The following is a 16,937-nucleotide window of genomic DNA, read 5'->3' on the forward strand; positions in this document are numbered from 1 at the left end:
CGGCATCATTGCAGTGCGGAAGAACATATGAACGATGAGATTAGGATTGATCTGAACGGTAAGCAGATCTATGGATGGACGAGCATCCATGTTCAGGTTGGGCTGGAGTTCTTTCCTGGCTCGTTCGTTGTTCAGTTCTCAGAAGTCTATCCTGGTGAGTTGAACGCACTGCGCATGGAGCCAGGTTCTTACTTTGAACTGTTCGCCGGTACAAGGCGGATGGTGGCAGGATATGTTGACCGGTATCACACGGAGTTTTCCGCTGGGACCCATTCTATTGCTGCAAGCGGCCGAGGGAAGTGCCAAGACTTGGTAGACGCAAGCGCCGAATGGCCTGGTGGCCAGTTTAGCAACGTCAACGCGTACACTCTGGCCAAAAACTTGGTTTCGGCCTACGGAAAAACGCCAGATGGCGAAGTGACCCATCCTATCGATGTACTTTGCAGCGTCGAACCATCTACGCTGCGAATCATTCCTCAGCTAAATTTGATCTTGGGAGAATCCGCGTTTGATGTGCTTTCGCGGGTGGCGCGTTATTCGCAGTTGATGATGTATGAGGACTTCGATGGGGACTTGGTGCTTTCGCGCGCGGGTACCGATGCAATGGCATCGTCCTTGGAGGAGGGCGTCAATGTTCAAGCTGCACGGATAGAGTACAGCGCGGACCGCAGATTCTCTGAGTACACCTGCTTTCTGCAAAGCGTGGCCATGGGGCTGGATGCCGGGGACGGCGGTAATCTCCTCGGCGGCACCAAAGACAAAGGTGTTCAGCGCAATCGCAAGCGCTACCTCATTGCCGAAGCGACTGCTGGGTATGTGGATCTCTGCATTGAGCGGGCGATTTGGCAGCGCAATAGCGCGAACGGGCGTAGCGAGGTCATCACGGTCGTTACCGATAACTGGTTTGACGAGGCTGGTAATCTTTGGCAACCGAATAGGCTTGTCACAGTGTATCTGCCAAGCCTGAAGATGAAAGAGCCGGTCACCTGGTTGATCGCCAACGTCAATTTTAAAAAGGACGAAGGCTCGGGAACCACAGCGGAGCTCACCATCATGCATCCTGGTGCTTACTCGGTAGAGCCGATGGCGCTTTATACGAGCAACCTGATTGACACGAGCAAGATGTTTGCCAGCGGGAATGCTCCTTATTGGACTGAATGATGGATGGGATCGCAAAAATTGCCATGCGTCTGTTGTCGGGCGTACTGCGCCTTCGAATCGGTTTCGTTGATGATTCTGGCGTCATGCAGCGCCTACAGGTGCGCTTGAATGCGCTTCAGACAATCGACGGAGTGCCCTACATGTCGCACTTTGGTTTCTCGGGGCGCGCGCCAGTGGGATCAGATGCACTCGTTGCCTTTGTCGGCGGCGATCGGGGCAATGGTGTGGTGCTCGGCACTAATCATCCCGACAGTCGGCCCCGCAATCTGAATCAGGGAGAAGCGGCGGTCTATAACGAAGTCGGGATCCGAATCTACCTTTCAAATGGAGGGCTGGTGATTGAGGCAGCAGGACTGCCTGTGTCCCTGAACAATGCGCCGACGGTAACTATCAACGCCAGCACCAAAGTGGCTTTGAATACCCCGGAGCTGGATGTAAGCGGAAAGATCACCGCTGGCGGTGACATCACGGATAACGCTAGTGCCGGCGGCAAGTCAATGGCCAATATGCGTTCGACCTACGATGACCATGACCATCAGATCGAAGGGATTCAGACCGGGCTCGGAACGGTCACCAGCAAGAAACCTAATCAGCAAGTCTGACAGGGAAAGAACTAAATAGAACCCGCTCCGGCGGGTTTTTTTATGGGCGAACGATGGCTGATATTGCGGTTTATTGGGATTCCAACGAAAGCCGAGGCGATTGGAAGGTCGTTGGAAGTGGGCTTGTCACAGGCAGTCCGATCATCACGCAGATCTTGATCAGTGCTTTCACCGATCGTGTTGCGGCATCAGATGACGAAATCCCGGATGGAACGACCAATCCGCGCGGCTGGTGGGGCGATGCTGGCGCGGATCACCCGATCGGATCGCGACTGTGGCTGCTGCGGCGTGCAAAGCAGACGGACGAAACATTGCAGCGCGCTTATGACTACCTAGCCGAGGCCTTCCAATGGATGATCGATGACAAGGTAGTCCTTCGGTTTGACATTACGGTCCAGTGGGTACGCCGCGGCTTTCTGGGATCGAAGATTGTTGCATACCTTCCGGACGGCAGCTCGGTGCAACAAGAGCTGGGTTGGAAAATTGAGGTGACTGGGTAATGGCATACACGAGACCGACATTAAGTGAGCTGCAGGAGCGGGCCAAGGCTGACATCGAGGCCGCGCAGCCCGGTACAGACGCATTGCTTCGATTTTCGCCACTGCGCATTCTGGGCCGCGTCCTGGCGGCGCTGATCAATCTGGTTTACGGCTATCTGGACTACATCGCCAAGCAAGCCGTCCCGTGGACTGCCACTGATGAATACTTGGCAGGGTGGGGCGCGTTGAAGAAGGTCTATCAGAAGGCCGCTACCAAGTCGTCTAGTACGGCTGTAACGTTTCCGGCGACCTCGGGCACGATCAGCGCGGGTACGCAGCTGGTGCGCGGTGATGGAGTTCTATATGTCACGACCACCTCCGGGACATCAAGCGGCACTGCGATCACCGTGGCCGCAGAAGCCGTAGACGCCGGAGAGGCTGGGAACTGTGACGCCGGTACCAAGCTCACGCTGGCCACCGCTGTGGATGGCGTGCAGTCGACGGGTGTCGCTACGGCCGCATTCGTTGGTGGTGCCGATGTTGAGAGCCAGGACGACTTTTCTGCGCGCGTGATGGCTGGATACCAGGCATCACCCCAAGGGGGTGCCGTAGACGACTATTCCACCTGGTCGACGGCACAGGCCGGGGTAACTCGTGCCTGGGCCAATCCGGTCGGTTTCGGAGCCGGCACAGTCGTCGTTTACTTCATGATGGATGACGTCGAGGCGGATCATGGTGGCTTCCCCCAAGGAACCAATGGCGTGGCCACGGCTGAAAAGCGCAATGCGACCAAGGCGACCGGCGACCAACTGATTCTGGCGAACGCGCTCTATACGTTACGGCCAGCCACGGCGCTGGTCTATGCATGTTCTCCTGAAAAGCACGTCCTCAATTTCAAGATCAGCGGTCTTTCTTCTGCAAGCACGGCGACACGTGCAGCAATCAGCGCGGCCCTTTCCGATGCGCTTTACCGCAATGGAACTCCGCTGGCTGGAACCGTAGATCGCACCGAGATTGAGGGGGCTCTGAGCGGTATTTCTGCTGCAGCTGGCGGTGTCATTGACGAGATTGATGGCGTGATCGGCGAGACCACGACGGTCATCGCAGGCAATGTCGTCAGCCCGCTGGGGTATCTGCCCACGCTTGGCACCGTCACGTTCCTGTGAGGCGTCCATGCGTATCCCAACATATACCGCGCAGGATTTTCTCAATGCGCTCCAAGGCCTGCTGCCATCCGGCCTGGTCTGGCCACGTGGCCAAGACAGTGTGCAGGCTGAAACATTGTCGGGCCTGGCGCCAACCTTTGTTCGTCATGCGGAAAGGGCAGTGAATCTTCTCACTGACGCTAACCCGGCAACAACGATTGAGCTGCTATCCGAGTGGGAATCAACCCTCGGCCTTCCAGACCCGTGCGCGGGAGAGTCGCCCACGCTGCAGCAACGCCGGCAACAGGTGGTGGCACGGTTTGCCAATAGCGGCGGCCAGTCGATTCCTTATTTCGTCAGTTTCGCCCTCGACCTCGGTTATGCGGTTGAAACAAAGGAGTTCGCTCCGTTCCGCTGCGGCCAGAGCTGTGCCGGTGACCCAGTTGGCGGTGAGGACTGGTCATACACCTGGGCGATCGTTGCGCCGCTTGCTTCTCCGGTTTATTTCGGCGCGGGTCAATCAACTGCGGGCGAGCCGCTGGCTGCCTGGCAAAACACAGTACTGGAGTGTGAGATTAAGCGTATCAAGCCGGCGCACACCCTTTTGCAGTTTATCTACCAATGAGGTAATGCATGTATCAAATCGATAATTCGACTGCATCATCGACGCTACCGGCGCCGTCATCGGCTGGTACGGCGGGATATTTCACAGACGGGAATCCCGCGACCGGTCAGGCCGCTACGGTAGTGCCGGCTGAATTCCTGAACATGCTGATGATGGAGCTGGTTAATCTGGTCTCCGCTGGAGGCTTGACGCCATCAAAAGCTGATCTGACTCAGGTTGCTGCGGCTGTGAAATCGCTTGCCAAGAAAGCGCAAATACAACCTGTGAGCGCAAGTGTCTCGTCTAACGCACTTACATTTTCGTTCCAGGGTGGTCCACTGGATTTTCGTAGTTCGACCCTTGCAACTGGCGTACCAAATTCGGCTGTCAGCGTGCCAGCAGGGAGTATCACAATACCCTCTGGAGCTACGCTGGGCATGGTATCAGGTCAGGCTAGTCGGCTTGTTTTCTTGGAGGCTTACAACGGAGGAAGTCCAGTCCTCTGCGTTGCCAATATGGCTGGTGGCCTGCAATTGGACGAAACCAACCTGATCTCTCCTACCACGATCAGCACCGGAGCCACCTCAGCCAGTGCGATCTATTCGGCCAGCGCCGTATCTGCAAATTCGCCATATCGTGTAGTTGGTTTCATCGATATTTCAGAGGCCACCGCTGGTATATGGGCATCTGGACCGACATTGGTACAAGGGACTGGAGGGCTCGCTTTGAGTGCTTTGTCTGGCCTGGGGTATGGTCAGACCTGGCAGCATCCGACTCGAACCGCAGGCACGGTCTATTACAACACCACTGGGCGCCCTATTTTTGTTGGAGCGACCGCAACGTCCACCGGCGGCGGGAATGTGCAGTTCACGGTAAATGGCATCACGACCGCCAGTGTGAACGGTTCGTCGTCAGCTACCGGGCAAGGATTCGGTACGTGGACAGTCGTTCCGCCCGGAGCATCTTATTTCCTGACCCTCGGTAGCAGCGCAGTGCTGTCCGATTGGGCAGAACTTCGTTGAGGACTAAAATGCAAAAATACAAAGACCTGAATGGCCAAGTTCACGAGCTTGACAGCGAGTATTTCGAGTACTTGCTCCCTCCTGGTAGCGTCAAGATCACCGATGCAGAAGCCGCCGAACTTTTAGCGCCATCTCCAGCCACCCTTTGGGCTGCTCGCCAAGCTGAAGCGCTCGCTGCGCTCGCTGCAAATGATTTGGTGGCAATTCGCTGCGCAAAGGCTAACGTCAAATATCCTGCTGAATGGCAAGCATATGACGGGATACTACGCTCTATCGTGTCGGCATCATCTGGTGACGCTACGGCGGCCTTTCCAGAGCGTCCTGACTATCCGTCGGGTACCTGAGCATAATTCAACATTCAAGCCCGCCGCGTGCGGGTTTTTCTTTTGGAGGCTTGATGCCAGAACCAACAACCAGTGCGGCGACGGGGTACGCCGTGGCTGTGGGGACGGTCACGCTGACCGGTTCATTCCTGGGGTTGCAGTATGACCTGCTGCTGGCCGGGATTTTTGGGGGCTGTGTGGCCCTGTCATTCACCCGGCAGACGCCGCTGCTACGTATGGCCATCATGCTGATTACCAGCGCGTTGGCTGCGGCCTATGGTGGGCCGGTGGCCATGGCCTGGGCGGCGCAGTCGTCTTATTTCGAATGGACGGCCAAGATTCCTGAGCAGATGCGCCTATTCAGTGCTTTTGCCATCGGGGTCAGCACACAGACGCTTGGACCGTATGCGATCCAGTGGGCACGCGCGAAATTTGGAGGGGTTAATCCACAATCGGGAGCCCCCCAATGACAAACCACTATCTGCTGATTATCAATCTCATAGCCGCCGGCCTGGTGCTGGTGCGCGCTGTGTGCGCCCTCAATGAGATGACACCGGGTCCCGAACACCACCTTGACCGGTTCTTCGGTTCGGTACTGGCCACGGGCGCCTTCGGTGTACTGCTCGGGCCGTTCTATGGCTACACAGCGCCGCACATGGCTGAAGTGGCTATGAATACCGGTCTGGCCGGAACCTATGCAGTTCCTTGGTTCTATGTCTTGGTGCGCGAGCACCTATGGAGAAAATCAAATGGATAATCGCAAAGCATTTCTCGATACCCTGGCTTTTAGCGAGATTGGTGGGCCGCTACTGAAGGCATCCGACAACGGCTACAACGTCATCGTGGGCTCGACGCCATGGAAGCCGATCTTGTTCGATAGCTATGCCGACCACCCGCGCCGGCTGATCGTGCTCAATCCCGCGCTGTCCTCCACGGCGGCCGGGCGTTACCAGTTGCTGGCCCGCTGGTTTGATGCCTACAAGAAGCAGTTGAACCTGCCGGATTTCTCACCGGCCAGCCAGGATGCCATCGCGTTGCAGCAGATCAAGGAGCAGGGCGCACTTGCTGATGTGGACGCTGGGCGCTTCGATATCGCTGTCAGCAAGGTCCGCAAAATCTGGGCGTCACTGCCCGGCGCGGGCTATGGCCAGCGCGAAAACAAGCTGGAGATCCTGCGCGCGCAGTTCGCTGCCGCCGGCGGGATGCTGGCATGAGCGTCCTGGCGCTGCTGCGCATCGTGCCGTCCTGGTGCTACTGGATTCTGGCCCTGGTAGCGCTGTGCCTGGGCTGCGAGATCCACGGCGCCAGCCGTGTGCAAGCAAAGTGGGATGTGCAGGTGAAGCAGCAGGCGGAAGCCGCCGAGGCAGCGCTGGAACTGCGACGCCAACAAAACCGGGCCATCGGCGCCGAGCAGGCGCTTAAGTCGGCTCAGATTCAGAAAGGGTATGACGATGAAATGGCAAAAGTGCGCGCTGATCTGCGCAATTCTAAGCGGCTGCGCCTCGGTGCAGCCTGGTGCGACGGTGGCACTCCCGGACCAGCCCAAGCCGGTGGCACCGGCGGCAGCGATGCAACCGGTACCGCCGGCCGGCTACTTCCTCCAGAGCTGGACAGCGCTGTTCGAGCGCTGATCGGCCAGGCCGAAGAGGCTGCCGCCACCGCCCGCGCGGCGCAGGCATTCATCCGAGAGAACGGCATGGCGCCCCCATGAAACTGCTATAGCGCGGCCGCCGGCATGTCATTCCTGGCCGGCAATCCCTGTCAGTGCAAACTGGATTCGCCCCGAGCTTCCCATGTGGAGGCTCGGGGTTTTTTTTGTTTGCAAAATGGAGCTCATCAACTAATATATTGATGAGCTTGCAACAAAAATATTGCTTGGGGAGCACGACAATGAACTATTCGGGGTGGAATATCGTAGCGTACCTGTGGTCTGCCGCAATTGCGGCAAGCCTTTTGCTTTCGCTATGGCCAGATGCGTGAGGAATTAGCGGGACGCGGTAATCATCCGCGTTTTAATCTGGAACAGTTCCCACAGGCCTGGGTGCATCCGGCGGTCGCCGGCCTCCCACTGCTGCCAGGATCGCAGCGTGGTGTGTACCAGTGCGCCAGCGGCGGATTGAGTCAGACCGGCTGCTGTGCGCGCCGTAATGATGTCTGCAGGCGCAGGGTTAGCTGACGGCCCTTTCGGGCCGCGATTGGGGTGATTAGGCATTTCCTACTTCCACAGCAACAGCGATCAGGTCCACATCCTCACGAATCACGAGTCCCTCATAGTCGCCAGCGTAGTAGATGCGGTCATCGGCGCGCATTGCATCAAACATTTTTTCTGCCAATTCTAGGGAGCCTTCGCCTCCCAGAAGATCGCGGATTTGGTTGACGATGTTGGTCTTGGTGTTCATGTTAATCTCCAGCCCCTGTTATCCCGAGGCGCGGTGTTCGGCGATGCGCTGAACATGGATGCATAATACGTACAATGTGCGTATTATGCAAGGGAATTTTTGCGGTCCCGCGTGCTTCTCAAACGGCAGATATACTGTGCGTTCATACAGTATTTTCGATCATGCCAAAGCGCCCCATCCAATTGAAAGATCCGATGTCCACGGCCGAGCTGCGCCAGCTCTACCGCGACAACCCAACGCCCGAGCTCGCCCGCGCGCTGTGGGAGATCGCGCGCCTGAAGCGACGGCTGGAGTATTTCACGGACGAATACACCAAGGTCATGGCCATGTGGCCGCGTGGAGAGGACCGGCCGCTGCTGCTGGAGATGCTGAAATCGGAGATGCTGACCGAGAACCGGGAGGCCTGGCCGCGCCCGCGCGAGAAGGAAGGGCCGCTGGACTTCGCCAAGGGAACCATCTTTGAAGACCTGGATGATGAGCATCCGGAGGACCGGGCATTGATGGCCGAGTGGATTCGGCAACATGGCCGTAAGCCCGAATAATTGCACAGAAAGAAATAAAATTTCCTGTGATTTGTGTCTAATATAGAAAGTGACACGCCCACACCAAGGCTATTTCAGAGCGAAATAATAATACTGTATATTTGACAAAACAAACGGAAATCCAGAACAGTAGAGGCTTTCCGTCGAATTTACACTTGCATGGGGTGCAAGGGGTCGTGTGTTCGAATCACACCGTCCCGACCAATCGAAATAACCACGGGGTAAAGCTTGTGGGAGAAACACCGGATCCAGCGATGGATCGGGTGTTTTTTTTCGTCCGGACCATTGTGGGGTCGCACAGAAGGCCCGCATCCTGGCGCACGCGCGCGCTGACGAAGTTGGGCCTGTCCGGGGAGGTAGAGCCTCGCGTGCGATCAGTCCGGCTTCATTCAGGGTGCCGGATGTGCCTTGGTAGCGGACCTGGATGCAAAGCGTTTGGCCAGCCACGCCGAGGCAGCCTTGCGCACGGGCTCGTCATAAAAGTGATGCAGCAGCCAGGCCAGTGCCACCAGCAAGCCCAGAATCACAAAGCCGGCCAGTGGCGCATAGGCGCTTACTTCGCGCCCGGTCGCCGAGACAAAACCATGCTGTACGAGCTCGGACAACGGACTGTGCACGATATAGAGCGGATAGGACACGATGCCTAACACCTTGCAGAGCTTGGCCAGCATCCCGGTAGGCTGAAAACGCATGCCCGCATAGACCAGAAGCGGGAACGCGACCGCAACGGCCAATGTGTCGTACACAGGAAGGATCGATCTGGAGGGTGAGGCGGTCAGCACCAAGCTCATGCCGATGATGGCCAGAATGGCGTTGCGATTGCTGAACGCCATCACCACGCCTTTGCGAAGATACCAGCGGTAGAGCACTACCCCGGCGGCAAAGGAGAAACCCACCCGCAAGAAACTGACGTAATACGTGCGCCGGTTAAATCCTGCGTCAAAATTGTGGGCGGGCCAGAAGATCGTAAAAGCGATCAGTCCCAGCAGGCAGAACGCCATGATGGCGACCAGCACGCGGTTGCTGAGGGCCTTCGTTTTCCAGCCATAGAGCAGATTGATGATCAGCTCGGAGGATAGCGACCAGGCCGGACCATTCAGAGGAAACAGCGCGTTGGTGTACAAGGCAGGCAGCAACAGGAGCCCGAACGTGGCCGCCGCCAGGGTATGTCCCTTGTAGGGCAGGGCATCGGCCAGCGAAGCGATGATGCCCACGCACATTCCGATGAAGTACAAGGGATAAAGCCGCAGAAGCCGGATCTTGATGAAAGTGGCAAGAGGCATGCCGTTTTGCAGCTTGGCTTCATAAGAGCGGGCGAGGACGGCACCACTCAGGAGGAAAAAAAGATCCACCGAGAGATAGCTGGAGAAGAACGGATTCCCATCGAAATAGGGTAGCGTATGGCGCAATACGACGAGGATCGCAGCAATACCTCTGAATCCGTCGAGCGTGAGGAAATGGTCTTTGTTGTTCATGCGCTTCCCAAGAAGGTAGGACTGAACCCTTGGACAAGCGAGAATTCCCGTCAGTTGCAGCGCATCATTCTAAATATTCCGGATAAATTGGACGGGGCGCCCGGTTTGGGCGACAGGCCGGAGGGGCGGGTACGCAGCATATGAAACAAAAAGCACCGGATACGCTTCCGTATGAGGAGCTTTTCCCACTGAGTGTTCTGCTGCGTTTTTCCGTTGGGTAAAGAGGGCGTAGTTCGACTACCAGAGGTGGCATCCGATGAACGAAATACTTAATCGTGCGCGTTCTGGCTGTCTAGCGTTCCGTGCTATTTCCCGCCGCCTTCTGCGGATTGCGGATCAGCTCCACCCATTCCGATGCGGCTTTCTCTGCGCCCCTCCCTGACAGATGGCAGCCATCCAATCTGTCCTCTGGCCCGATCAGATCAGTATTGGGCCCCAGGTACACATTCTTGAGCCGGGTGACCGCCCGTTGGCTATCCAGGATCTCGCGTGAGGACGGGAGGGGGCAGTAGGCGGACGCCTGTGCCACGAAGAAGCGCGCATTCGGGAAATAGCGCTGGGTCAGCTGGATGATCTCGGTCAGGCCGGCCTCGTAATCACGATAAGCATTGTTGTTGTCGATCTCGCCCTGGTGCCAGAAGAAATGGGTCACGTTCAGGCCATGTTTCTGCGCGTCCTGCAGTCGCATTTCCAGCATGCTGTTCAGTGCGCCGCCATGACGCCACTGCTGCACGGAACTTCCCCCCACTCCTGCCGGGATCAGGACGACCTGGTCCGCCAGGCCCTCGCTGATGATCTTGTTGGCCATGATGGTCCACTGACTGCCGGCGCTACCGGTGGCGCCCAGGAGCGGATCGGCGGCCTTGTAATAACGGCCGTTGAAATAATTGACCACCTGTCCGGTAGCTGCTTTGTTGCGCTCGCCGATACTGTTGCCTGAATTGCTCTGTCCGAAGGCGAACGCGACCATGCTCTTGTCCGTGAGGGCGGGGGCATCCACAGCCACCTTGGACGAGTCGCTGATCAGTTGGTCCAGTTCGTTGCGCTGTGTGTGGACGTAACCGTAAGACAGGGTTTGTTTCGGTATGAAGTGGCGCTTGATCTTGATGACCAGGGCAAACAGCTGATTCTGATTCAGAGCCGACTGAATGCCAACGACCAGCATGATCACGCAAACCAGGCCGAGCAAGGCGACCAGAAATGCACATTTGAGCGCCCGCGCGCCCGCTTTGTTGTTGTCCATCCTCTCCCCCCGGAGTTGCATGGATACGGCGGCTGGCCCCGTCGCGTGGCTTACCTTTTCCTTCATTTCCTTCATCAAGCACTTTTGGTGTTGTTATAATTGCATCGCCTGAAAGATGTCGAAAGTTTAACATTCTCTCTGTGCGGTAGCAATAAATAAGGCAGGGTCTGGCTGATGTGGTAACGCGTGTGATGTCTGCCGTGCGCGGTGAAAGCCGCTCAGATAAGAGGTGGACGAGAAAATCTTGCATTGCTGCAATGCCGCAAAGAAATTTCATTCCTTTGAATGGATCTGCTGACCGCGCGATCCGCTGCGGCACGTCAGATTGCTTCATGTCCAATATTGCTCACAGATTGTCGGCCGTGTAAGATTGGCAACTCTAAATGATGCGGCGCAAAAAAATCGTCCCGAATGATCCTGCGCTCCCTCCTCTGGAGTGAGTCCCGGTCAGTGGCGGCAAGTGGCAGCAGTACGGCAGATCGAGAGAAGAAAGAGCAAGCGTCACGACCCGGTGCGGCATGATGCAAACGGACATGACCTGGCGGATACCGGGAGACAACAGCCTTCAACGGATACCCCTGCCGTGCATGATCTGCAGTGCGCAGGTCACCACGACGCTTCGAATTCTCGATTATTTGAACATCTGAACGGGAGCCTATGTGAAAGTGCTAGTGCTGGGAGCAACCGGATTCATCGGTCAGAGGCTGATAGCGCGCTTGCGCGACAGCGGCTGGGCCACGCCGGTATTGGCTGGTCGCCGCGCCCCCGGGGCCCGCAGCGACGGGTTGGAATTCCGCCAGGTCGATACCCTGGATGCCGGCAGCCTGCGCCAGGCACTGGGCGATGTCGATGCCGTCGTGAACTGTGTCGCGGGCGAGGGCGATGCAATCGCCAGAGGTGCGCACCTGTTGGTCGAGGCGGCCTTGCAGACATCCCGTCCGCGCATCGTGCACATGAGTTCCATGGCGGTCTATGGCCGTCAGGAGGGCAGCCTGGACGAAAACAGTCCGCTCGATCCCGGCGCCAGCTGGTACGCCCAGGCCAAATGCCAGGCCGAGGTGCATATGAGTGCCTATGCCCGGGCAGGCCAGTCGCTGGTGATGCTGCGTCCGGGTTGCGTGCATGGTCCCGGCAGTGACATGTGGGTGGGGCAGATGGCCCGCCTGCTGGTGGCCGGGAGAGTGGGCGACCTCGGCCCGATGGGGCAGGGCTGGTCCAATCTGGTCCATGTCGATGATGTCTGCGCAGCCGTGCTGCTGGCCCTGCAATACGCGCCTGAGGCCAACGGAGAGGGCACTGCAGCGGTGTTCAACCTGGCCGGCGAGGACAGCCCGCGCTGGAATCAGTATTTCGCCGATCTGGCCCAGGCTATCGGCGCAGGGCCGGTGGCCAGGATATCGCCTCTTCGTCTCAAACTCGACGCCCAGCTCGGCACGGTGCTCATCCGCGTGCTGCAGCGCGTGGCGCGCAAGGCCGGCGCATCGGGCAAGCGTTTGCCGGTGGCGCTGTCGCCGTCTTTCCTGCGGCTGTGGCAACAAGATTTGCGCATCGATGGTCAGCGCGCGCGCACCGTGCTGAAGTTTGCGCCGCGTCCGTATGCCCAAGGCCTGGCGGAATCGGCCCGGTGGGCTCTGGATGAAGGAATCGGAACCGCGCGTGCAGCCGCATGATCCCTACCTGCGACGCCCGTTGGCGTCCCCGCATGTCCCCCTCAACCCTGCTTGCCACCATTCAATGAGAATAGCCTACCTGACCAGTATCTACGCGCGCGCCAGCGATACCTTCATCCGCAACGAAGTTCTGGAATTGCGTCGCCGCGGTCATGATGTGCATACCTTTTCGATCCGACGTGAAGCGGGTGACGCCGCCGTCAGTGCGGACGTCAAGAGCGAACAGGCCAGCACCGATTACATCCTCGAAAACCGTCTGCCGCGCCTGCTGGGCGCGGCCTTCGCAACCCTGCTGCGTTCGCCAGCACGCGTGCTGGAGGTGTTGAAGCTGGCACGCCGTACCCGTGCCGCCGGCCTGAGGCCAGCGCTGCTGCACGTCCTGTACCTGATCGAAGCCTGCTACCTGGCGCGCCGCCTGCAGGAGCAGAACATCCAGATCCTGCACAACCACATCGCCGAGAACTCGGCCACTGTGGCCATGTATGCCTCCATGCTGTCCGGCATTCCCTACAGCATGACGGTGCACGGGCCGGGGATCTTCTTTCATCCGGTGGCCTGGGCGCTGGGCGAGAAGGTGCAGCGTTCGGCTTTCACGGCCACCATCACGCATTTCTGCAAGAGCCAGTGCATGCTGTTTTCCGAGGTACAGGCATGGCCGCGTCTTAACGTAGTGCGGTGTGGCGTCGGGCCCGCCTTTGAAGATGCGCCGGCCTTGCCGATTCCGGAAGTGCCGCGCCTGGTGTTCGTCGGGCGCCTGTGTGCAGAAAAGGGCGTGCCGCTCCTGATCGAAGCAGTCACTCGCCACGTCAACGCCGGCAAGCCCTGCGAACTGGTGCTGGTGGGCGATGGCCCCTTGCGTCCCTTCATCGAGAAAGCCATGGCCGGTGGTCCGCTGGCCAATGTGATCCGCATCCTCGGCTGGAAGAGCAGCGCCGAAGTGCGCGCCGAAATCGAGCGCAGCCGCGCGCTGGTGTTGCCCAGTTTCGCCGAAGGCTTGCCGGTGGTGGTGATGGAAGCGCTGGCCTTGTCGCGTCCGGTGATCAGCACCCGTATCGCCGGCATTCCTGAACTGGTGGAGAACGGCGTCAATGGATGGGTGGTCGCGCCTGGCTCGGTCGATGAACTGGTTACCGCCATCGATGAGGTGACCTCGGCATCCGTCGAACGCTTGCAGGAGATGGGTCAGCATGGTGCACAGGCCGTCCGCCGGAAGCACCATCTGGGGACCGAAGTCGGCAAGCTGGAGCAACTGTTCGCGGCCCACGGCCGCCAGCAGGCTTGAGGCAGAGGAGAGACCGTTGATCCGATATCTTTCTGATTGCGAAGCGGCGAGCCTGCAGGATTACCCGGTTTGCGTGGTCGGCAGCGGCCCCGGCGGTCTCAGCCTGGCGGTGGCGCTGGCGCGCAAAGGCCAGCGGGTGCTGCTGGTCGACGGCGGCGACTGGCGTGAAGAGCAGGTCGACGATGATGCTTACCAGGGCAGCGCCGCTGCGCCGCATCCGGCAACCACCGAATACCGCCGCCAGCGCTTCGGCGGCACCACCCATCTGTGGGGTGGACGCTGCGTGCCGCTGGACCCGGCCGATTTCGCCGCGCGCAGCCACGTGCCGCTCAGTGGCTGGCCGATTTCCTATGAAGAATATGCCCGCTATCTCCCCGCAGCGATGGCGTATTGCGATGCGGGCGCTGCGGACTTTTCGCCGGCCAGTCTGGCCGGTGGCAATGGACCGATGTTCTCGGAACTGCCGCAGCTGGGAGAGGCGCTCACTGAATACATCGAGCGCTACAGTCTGCCCACTGACTTCGCCGCCAAATTCGCCGCGGAACTGAAAGCCTCGGATCGCGTGACGGTGCTGCTGCGGGCGCGCTGCACGCGGCTGGTCGCCAATGCGGATGGCTCGCGCATCGACGCCATCGTGCTGCACGACGGTCAGCAAGAGGTGAGGGTGCGGGCGGGCCAGATCGTCCTGGCCGGTGGCGCCATCGAGGCCACGCGCCTGCTGCTGTGTACGCGCGAGCAGCTGCCCGCCTGGCAGCGTTTCGACGGCAGTCTGGGACGCTATTACGCCTGCCACTTCGATCTGATCTTCGGGGAGATGCGCTTGAAGGGCGAGAAGCCGCGCTTCCGTTTTCAGAAGACTCAGGATGGCGTCTACGCCCGCCGCAAGCTGCAGTTCACGCCGCAATGGCAAAACCAGCTGGGTTTGCTCAACTCCACCTTGCGGCTGCATTTTCCGTCCTATGCCGATCCGGGACATGGCAGCGGTGTGCTCTCGGCGATCTATCTTGCCAAGTCGGTCCTGCCTTCGGAGCACCAGGACATTCTCAATCACGGCAGCCAGAGTCCGGTGACCGATCCGCGCCGGCTGGCGCATCTGCGCAACGTGATGTTCGATGCCGGTTCGGTGTTCGGGTTTGCCTACGACATGCTGGTCAAGCGCAAGCTGGCCAAGCGCAAGTTGCCCTATACGCTCATCCCCAACCGCAATGGCAGCTATCCGCTGGAATTCAACAGCGAGCAGGTGAGCGATGCCGGCAATCGCATCGGCCTGCTCGACGCGACCGACCGTTACGGCATGCGCCGTGTGGACGTGCAATGGCGCCTGACGGCGCAGGACATCGAATCGGCGATCCAATCCTTCATGACCATGCAATCGCTGCTGGCCAAGACCCGCAATTGCCGCCTGGACTTTGATCCGGGAGAGCTGAGGGAGCAGGTCACGCGCGCCTTGCCGGTGGGCGGGCACCATATCGGCAGCACCCGCATGGGGAAGTCCGCAGACGACAGCGTGGTCGATACGGACTGCCGGTTGCACGGCGTGGAGAACCTGCTGGTACTCAGTTCCTCGGTGTTTCCGACCAACGGTCATGCCAATCCGACCTTGAGCATCGTGGCCATGGCCTTGCGGATGGCAGAGCATTTGCACAGCTGATCCGTGTGGCGCACGACCAGAATGCAGCAGGCAGCAACAGCGGGGTTCATCCATTCATTTCAAGCAGGGGCGCATGTGGGCGCACTGGACTAACCGGGGGTAGGTGATGAGTGCAACGATCCAAACGCCGTACCAGAACCAGCCAAAGATAGAAGAGCTGGAGAGTATCCGCGGCATGGCCGCGTTATTGGTGGTTTTCTACCATATTCCGAACTGGAATCCGCTGTTTGACCTGGGCATCGTGCGCAGTGGCTATCTCATGGTCCACCTGTTCTTCGTGCTGTCGGGTTTCGTGATCTACAACGCCTATGCGGCCAGGATCGGCAGCGCGAAGGATCTGGCGAGGTTCCAGTTCCTGCGCTTCGGACGGCTTTATCCGGTGCATCTGGTGTTCCTGCTGGTGTATGTGTTGTTCGAAGTCGCCAAGTACATCAGCCAGGCCAAATTGGGCATTGTCAGTCCGAACTCGCAGCCTTTCCGCGAAAACAGCCTGACCGCGCTGGTGCAGCAGATTTTCCTGGTGCAGGCCATCGGTCCCGCCGGACATCCGACCACCTTCAATACGCCGGCCTGGTCCATCAGCGTTGAGTTCTATACGTATCTGATCTTTGGTGCGGTCGTGCTGCTGCTGCCGAAAATAAAGAACGTGCTGTTTGCCTTCCTGGCACTGGCTGCCCTGGTATTGCTCGCGACCAATGCAACGTATGGTTTCAGTGATCTGCTCAAGTGCCTGGCCGGATTCTTCATCGGCTGCCTGACCGCTTATGCCGTCCCTCGCCTGCAACTGGCGTTGCCGCGCGCACTGTCCCTGATCGTGTTTGCCGCCATCGCCGTATTTCTTCAGGTGAAGACCTCGGAACAATATGATCTGATCATTTACCTGTTGAGCGCCGTCCTCATCGCCAGCATCGTCACGGTGAAGGACGGTTACCTCAATCGCCTGCTCAACCTCAAGGCGCTCACCTGGCTGGGCTCCGTCTCTTATGCTGTCTACATGTCACACGTCGCGGTGATCTGGATTCTGAGCCAGGTCATGCGCGTGATCCTGAAAAAGCCGGAGGTCATGATGGGGGGCAGAAGTACACCCCAGCTTTCGACGGTGGAGGTCATTGTTGCCTGGGTGGTTCTGGTGGCGGTTGTGCTCGCCATTTCTGCATTGGTCTATCGTTTCATCGAAACGCCGATGCGTACCCGGTCACGCCGATTTGCGGAACAACGGTTGAAATAGTACGGAAAGAAATTGTGTTGGAGCGGGTTACATAAACACACAATTTCACGTCCGCCCACCCACGGCCGAGCTCGTTATCTGATCACCACCTCAGTGGCTACCGGCGTTGAC

Annotated in this window: 19 protein-coding genes; 16 read left to right on the forward strand and 3 right to left on the reverse strand. The window is 58.8% G+C overall.

Features of this window, described 5'->3' with window-relative positions; all coding sequences use genetic code 11:
• Nucleotides 1-27 precede the first annotated feature (27 nt).
• Genes AACH55_RS09800 through AACH55_RS09850 form a run of 11 tightly spaced genes read left to right on the forward strand, consistent with a single transcriptional unit; the run spans nt 28 to nt 7,047 of the window.
• On the forward strand, nt 28-1,161 hold the full coding sequence (locus tag AACH55_RS09800; protein WP_338719219.1) for a phage baseplate assembly protein: 1,134 nt from the start codon (nt 28-30) through the stop codon (nt 1,159-1,161).
• Nucleotides 1,161-1,763 carry a phage baseplate assembly protein gene (locus AACH55_RS09805; RefSeq protein WP_338719220.1) on the forward strand — a complete coding sequence of 201 codons (603 nt, stop codon included), beginning with the start codon at nt 1,161-1,163 and terminating at the stop codon, nt 1,761-1,763. Before AACH55_RS09800 ends, AACH55_RS09805 begins: the two co-directional genes overlap by 1 nt.
• A 53-nt stretch (nt 1,764-1,816) precedes the next feature.
• Entirely contained in the window at nt 1,817-2,263 is a 447-nt protein-coding gene (locus AACH55_RS09810; protein WP_338719221.1) for a phage GP46 family protein, read from the forward strand.
• The gene (locus tag AACH55_RS09815; RefSeq protein ID WP_338719222.1) at nt 2,263-3,408 is read left to right on the forward strand and encodes a baseplate J/gp47 family protein; all 1,146 of its coding nucleotides are present in this window, start codon (nt 2,263-2,265) and stop codon (nt 3,406-3,408) included. The genes AACH55_RS09810 and AACH55_RS09815 overlap by 1 nt, the downstream gene beginning before the upstream one ends.
• A gap of 7 nt (nt 3,409-3,415) precedes the next feature.
• The gene (locus AACH55_RS09820; protein ID WP_338719223.1) at nt 3,416-4,012 is read left to right on the forward strand and encodes a putative phage tail protein; all 597 of its coding nucleotides are present in this window, start codon (nt 3,416-3,418) and stop codon (nt 4,010-4,012) included.
• Between the two features lie 8 nt (nt 4,013-4,020).
• Nucleotides 4,021-5,013, forward strand: coding sequence for a hypothetical protein (locus tag AACH55_RS09825; RefSeq protein ID WP_338719224.1), 993 nt, complete (start codon nt 4,021-4,023; stop codon nt 5,011-5,013).
• A gap of 8 nt (nt 5,014-5,021) precedes the next feature.
• Nucleotides 5,022-5,357, forward strand: coding sequence for a hypothetical protein (locus tag AACH55_RS09830; protein ID WP_338719225.1), 336 nt, complete (start codon nt 5,022-5,024; stop codon nt 5,355-5,357).
• A gap of 53 nt (nt 5,358-5,410) precedes the next feature.
• Nucleotides 5,411-5,806: a restriction endonuclease gene (locus tag AACH55_RS09835; protein WP_338719226.1), complete on the forward strand. Its 396-nt coding sequence runs from the start codon at nt 5,411-5,413 to the stop codon at nt 5,804-5,806.
• Complete coding sequence (locus tag AACH55_RS09840) at nt 5,803-6,093, forward strand: hypothetical protein (RefSeq protein ID WP_338719227.1); 291 nt, start codon at nt 5,803-5,805, stop codon at nt 6,091-6,093. The genes AACH55_RS09835 and AACH55_RS09840 overlap by 4 nt, the downstream gene beginning before the upstream one ends.
• On the forward strand, nt 6,086-6,550 hold the full coding sequence (locus tag AACH55_RS09845; protein WP_338719228.1) for a glycoside hydrolase family 104 protein: 465 nt from the start codon (nt 6,086-6,088) through the stop codon (nt 6,548-6,550). Before AACH55_RS09840 ends, AACH55_RS09845 begins: the two co-directional genes overlap by 8 nt.
• On the forward strand, nt 6,547-7,047 hold the full coding sequence (locus AACH55_RS09850) for a hypothetical protein (protein ID WP_338719229.1): 501 nt from the start codon (nt 6,547-6,549) through the stop codon (nt 7,045-7,047). The genes AACH55_RS09845 and AACH55_RS09850 overlap by 4 nt, the downstream gene beginning before the upstream one ends.
• A 493-nt stretch (nt 7,048-7,540) precedes the next feature.
• Here the strand turns inward: AACH55_RS09850 and AACH55_RS09855 are convergent, their stop codons facing one another.
• Nucleotides 7,541-7,735, reverse strand: a complete 195-nt coding sequence (locus AACH55_RS09855) for a hypothetical protein (protein ID WP_338719230.1) — start codon at nt 7,733-7,735, stop codon at nt 7,541-7,543.
• 161 nt (nt 7,736-7,896) lie between these two features.
• On the opposite strand from AACH55_RS09855, the gene AACH55_RS09860 reads away from it, so the two are divergent.
• Nucleotides 7,897-8,277, forward strand: a complete 381-nt coding sequence (locus tag AACH55_RS09860; protein ID WP_338719231.1) for a hypothetical protein — start codon at nt 7,897-7,899, stop codon at nt 8,275-8,277.
• 389 nt (nt 8,278-8,666) lie between these two features.
• Here AACH55_RS09860 and AACH55_RS09865 read toward each other — a convergent pair whose 3' ends face one another.
• Together AACH55_RS09865 and AACH55_RS09870 are read right to left on the reverse strand one after the other, a co-directional pair.
• On the reverse strand, nt 8,667-9,752 hold the full coding sequence (locus AACH55_RS09865; RefSeq protein ID WP_338719232.1) for an acyltransferase: 1,086 nt from the start codon (nt 9,750-9,752) through the stop codon (nt 8,667-8,669).
• 292 nt (nt 9,753-10,044) lie between these two features.
• On the reverse strand, nt 10,045-10,995 hold the full coding sequence (locus tag AACH55_RS09870; RefSeq protein WP_338719233.1) for a sialate O-acetylesterase: 951 nt from the start codon (nt 10,993-10,995) through the stop codon (nt 10,045-10,047).
• Nucleotides 10,996-11,654: 659 nt separating this feature from the next.
• On the opposite strand from AACH55_RS09870, the gene AACH55_RS09875 reads away from it, so the two are divergent.
• From AACH55_RS09875 to AACH55_RS09890, 4 genes are all read left to right on the forward strand, one after another.
• Nucleotides 11,655-12,665: an NAD-dependent epimerase/dehydratase family protein gene (locus AACH55_RS09875; RefSeq protein WP_338719234.1), complete on the forward strand. Its 1,011-nt coding sequence runs from the start codon at nt 11,655-11,657 to the stop codon at nt 12,663-12,665.
• Between the two features lie 64 nt (nt 12,666-12,729).
• Nucleotides 12,730-13,947: a glycosyltransferase gene (locus AACH55_RS09880; RefSeq protein WP_338719235.1), complete on the forward strand. Its 1,218-nt coding sequence runs from the start codon at nt 12,730-12,732 to the stop codon at nt 13,945-13,947.
• Nucleotides 13,948-13,963: 16 nt separating this feature from the next.
• Nucleotides 13,964-15,598: a GMC oxidoreductase gene (locus AACH55_RS09885; RefSeq protein WP_338719236.1), complete on the forward strand. Its 1,635-nt coding sequence runs from the start codon at nt 13,964-13,966 to the stop codon at nt 15,596-15,598.
• Between the two features lie 106 nt (nt 15,599-15,704).
• Complete coding sequence (locus tag AACH55_RS09890) at nt 15,705-16,826, forward strand: acyltransferase (protein ID WP_338719237.1); 1,122 nt, start codon at nt 15,705-15,707, stop codon at nt 16,824-16,826.
• The last annotated feature ends 111 nt before the right edge of the window (nt 16,827-16,937 follow it).

The sequence above is a fragment of the Herbaspirillum sp. DW155 genome, from assembly GCF_037076565.1.
In the GTDB taxonomy this organism is placed as follows: domain Bacteria; phylum Pseudomonadota; class Gammaproteobacteria; order Burkholderiales; family Burkholderiaceae_D; genus Herbaspirillum.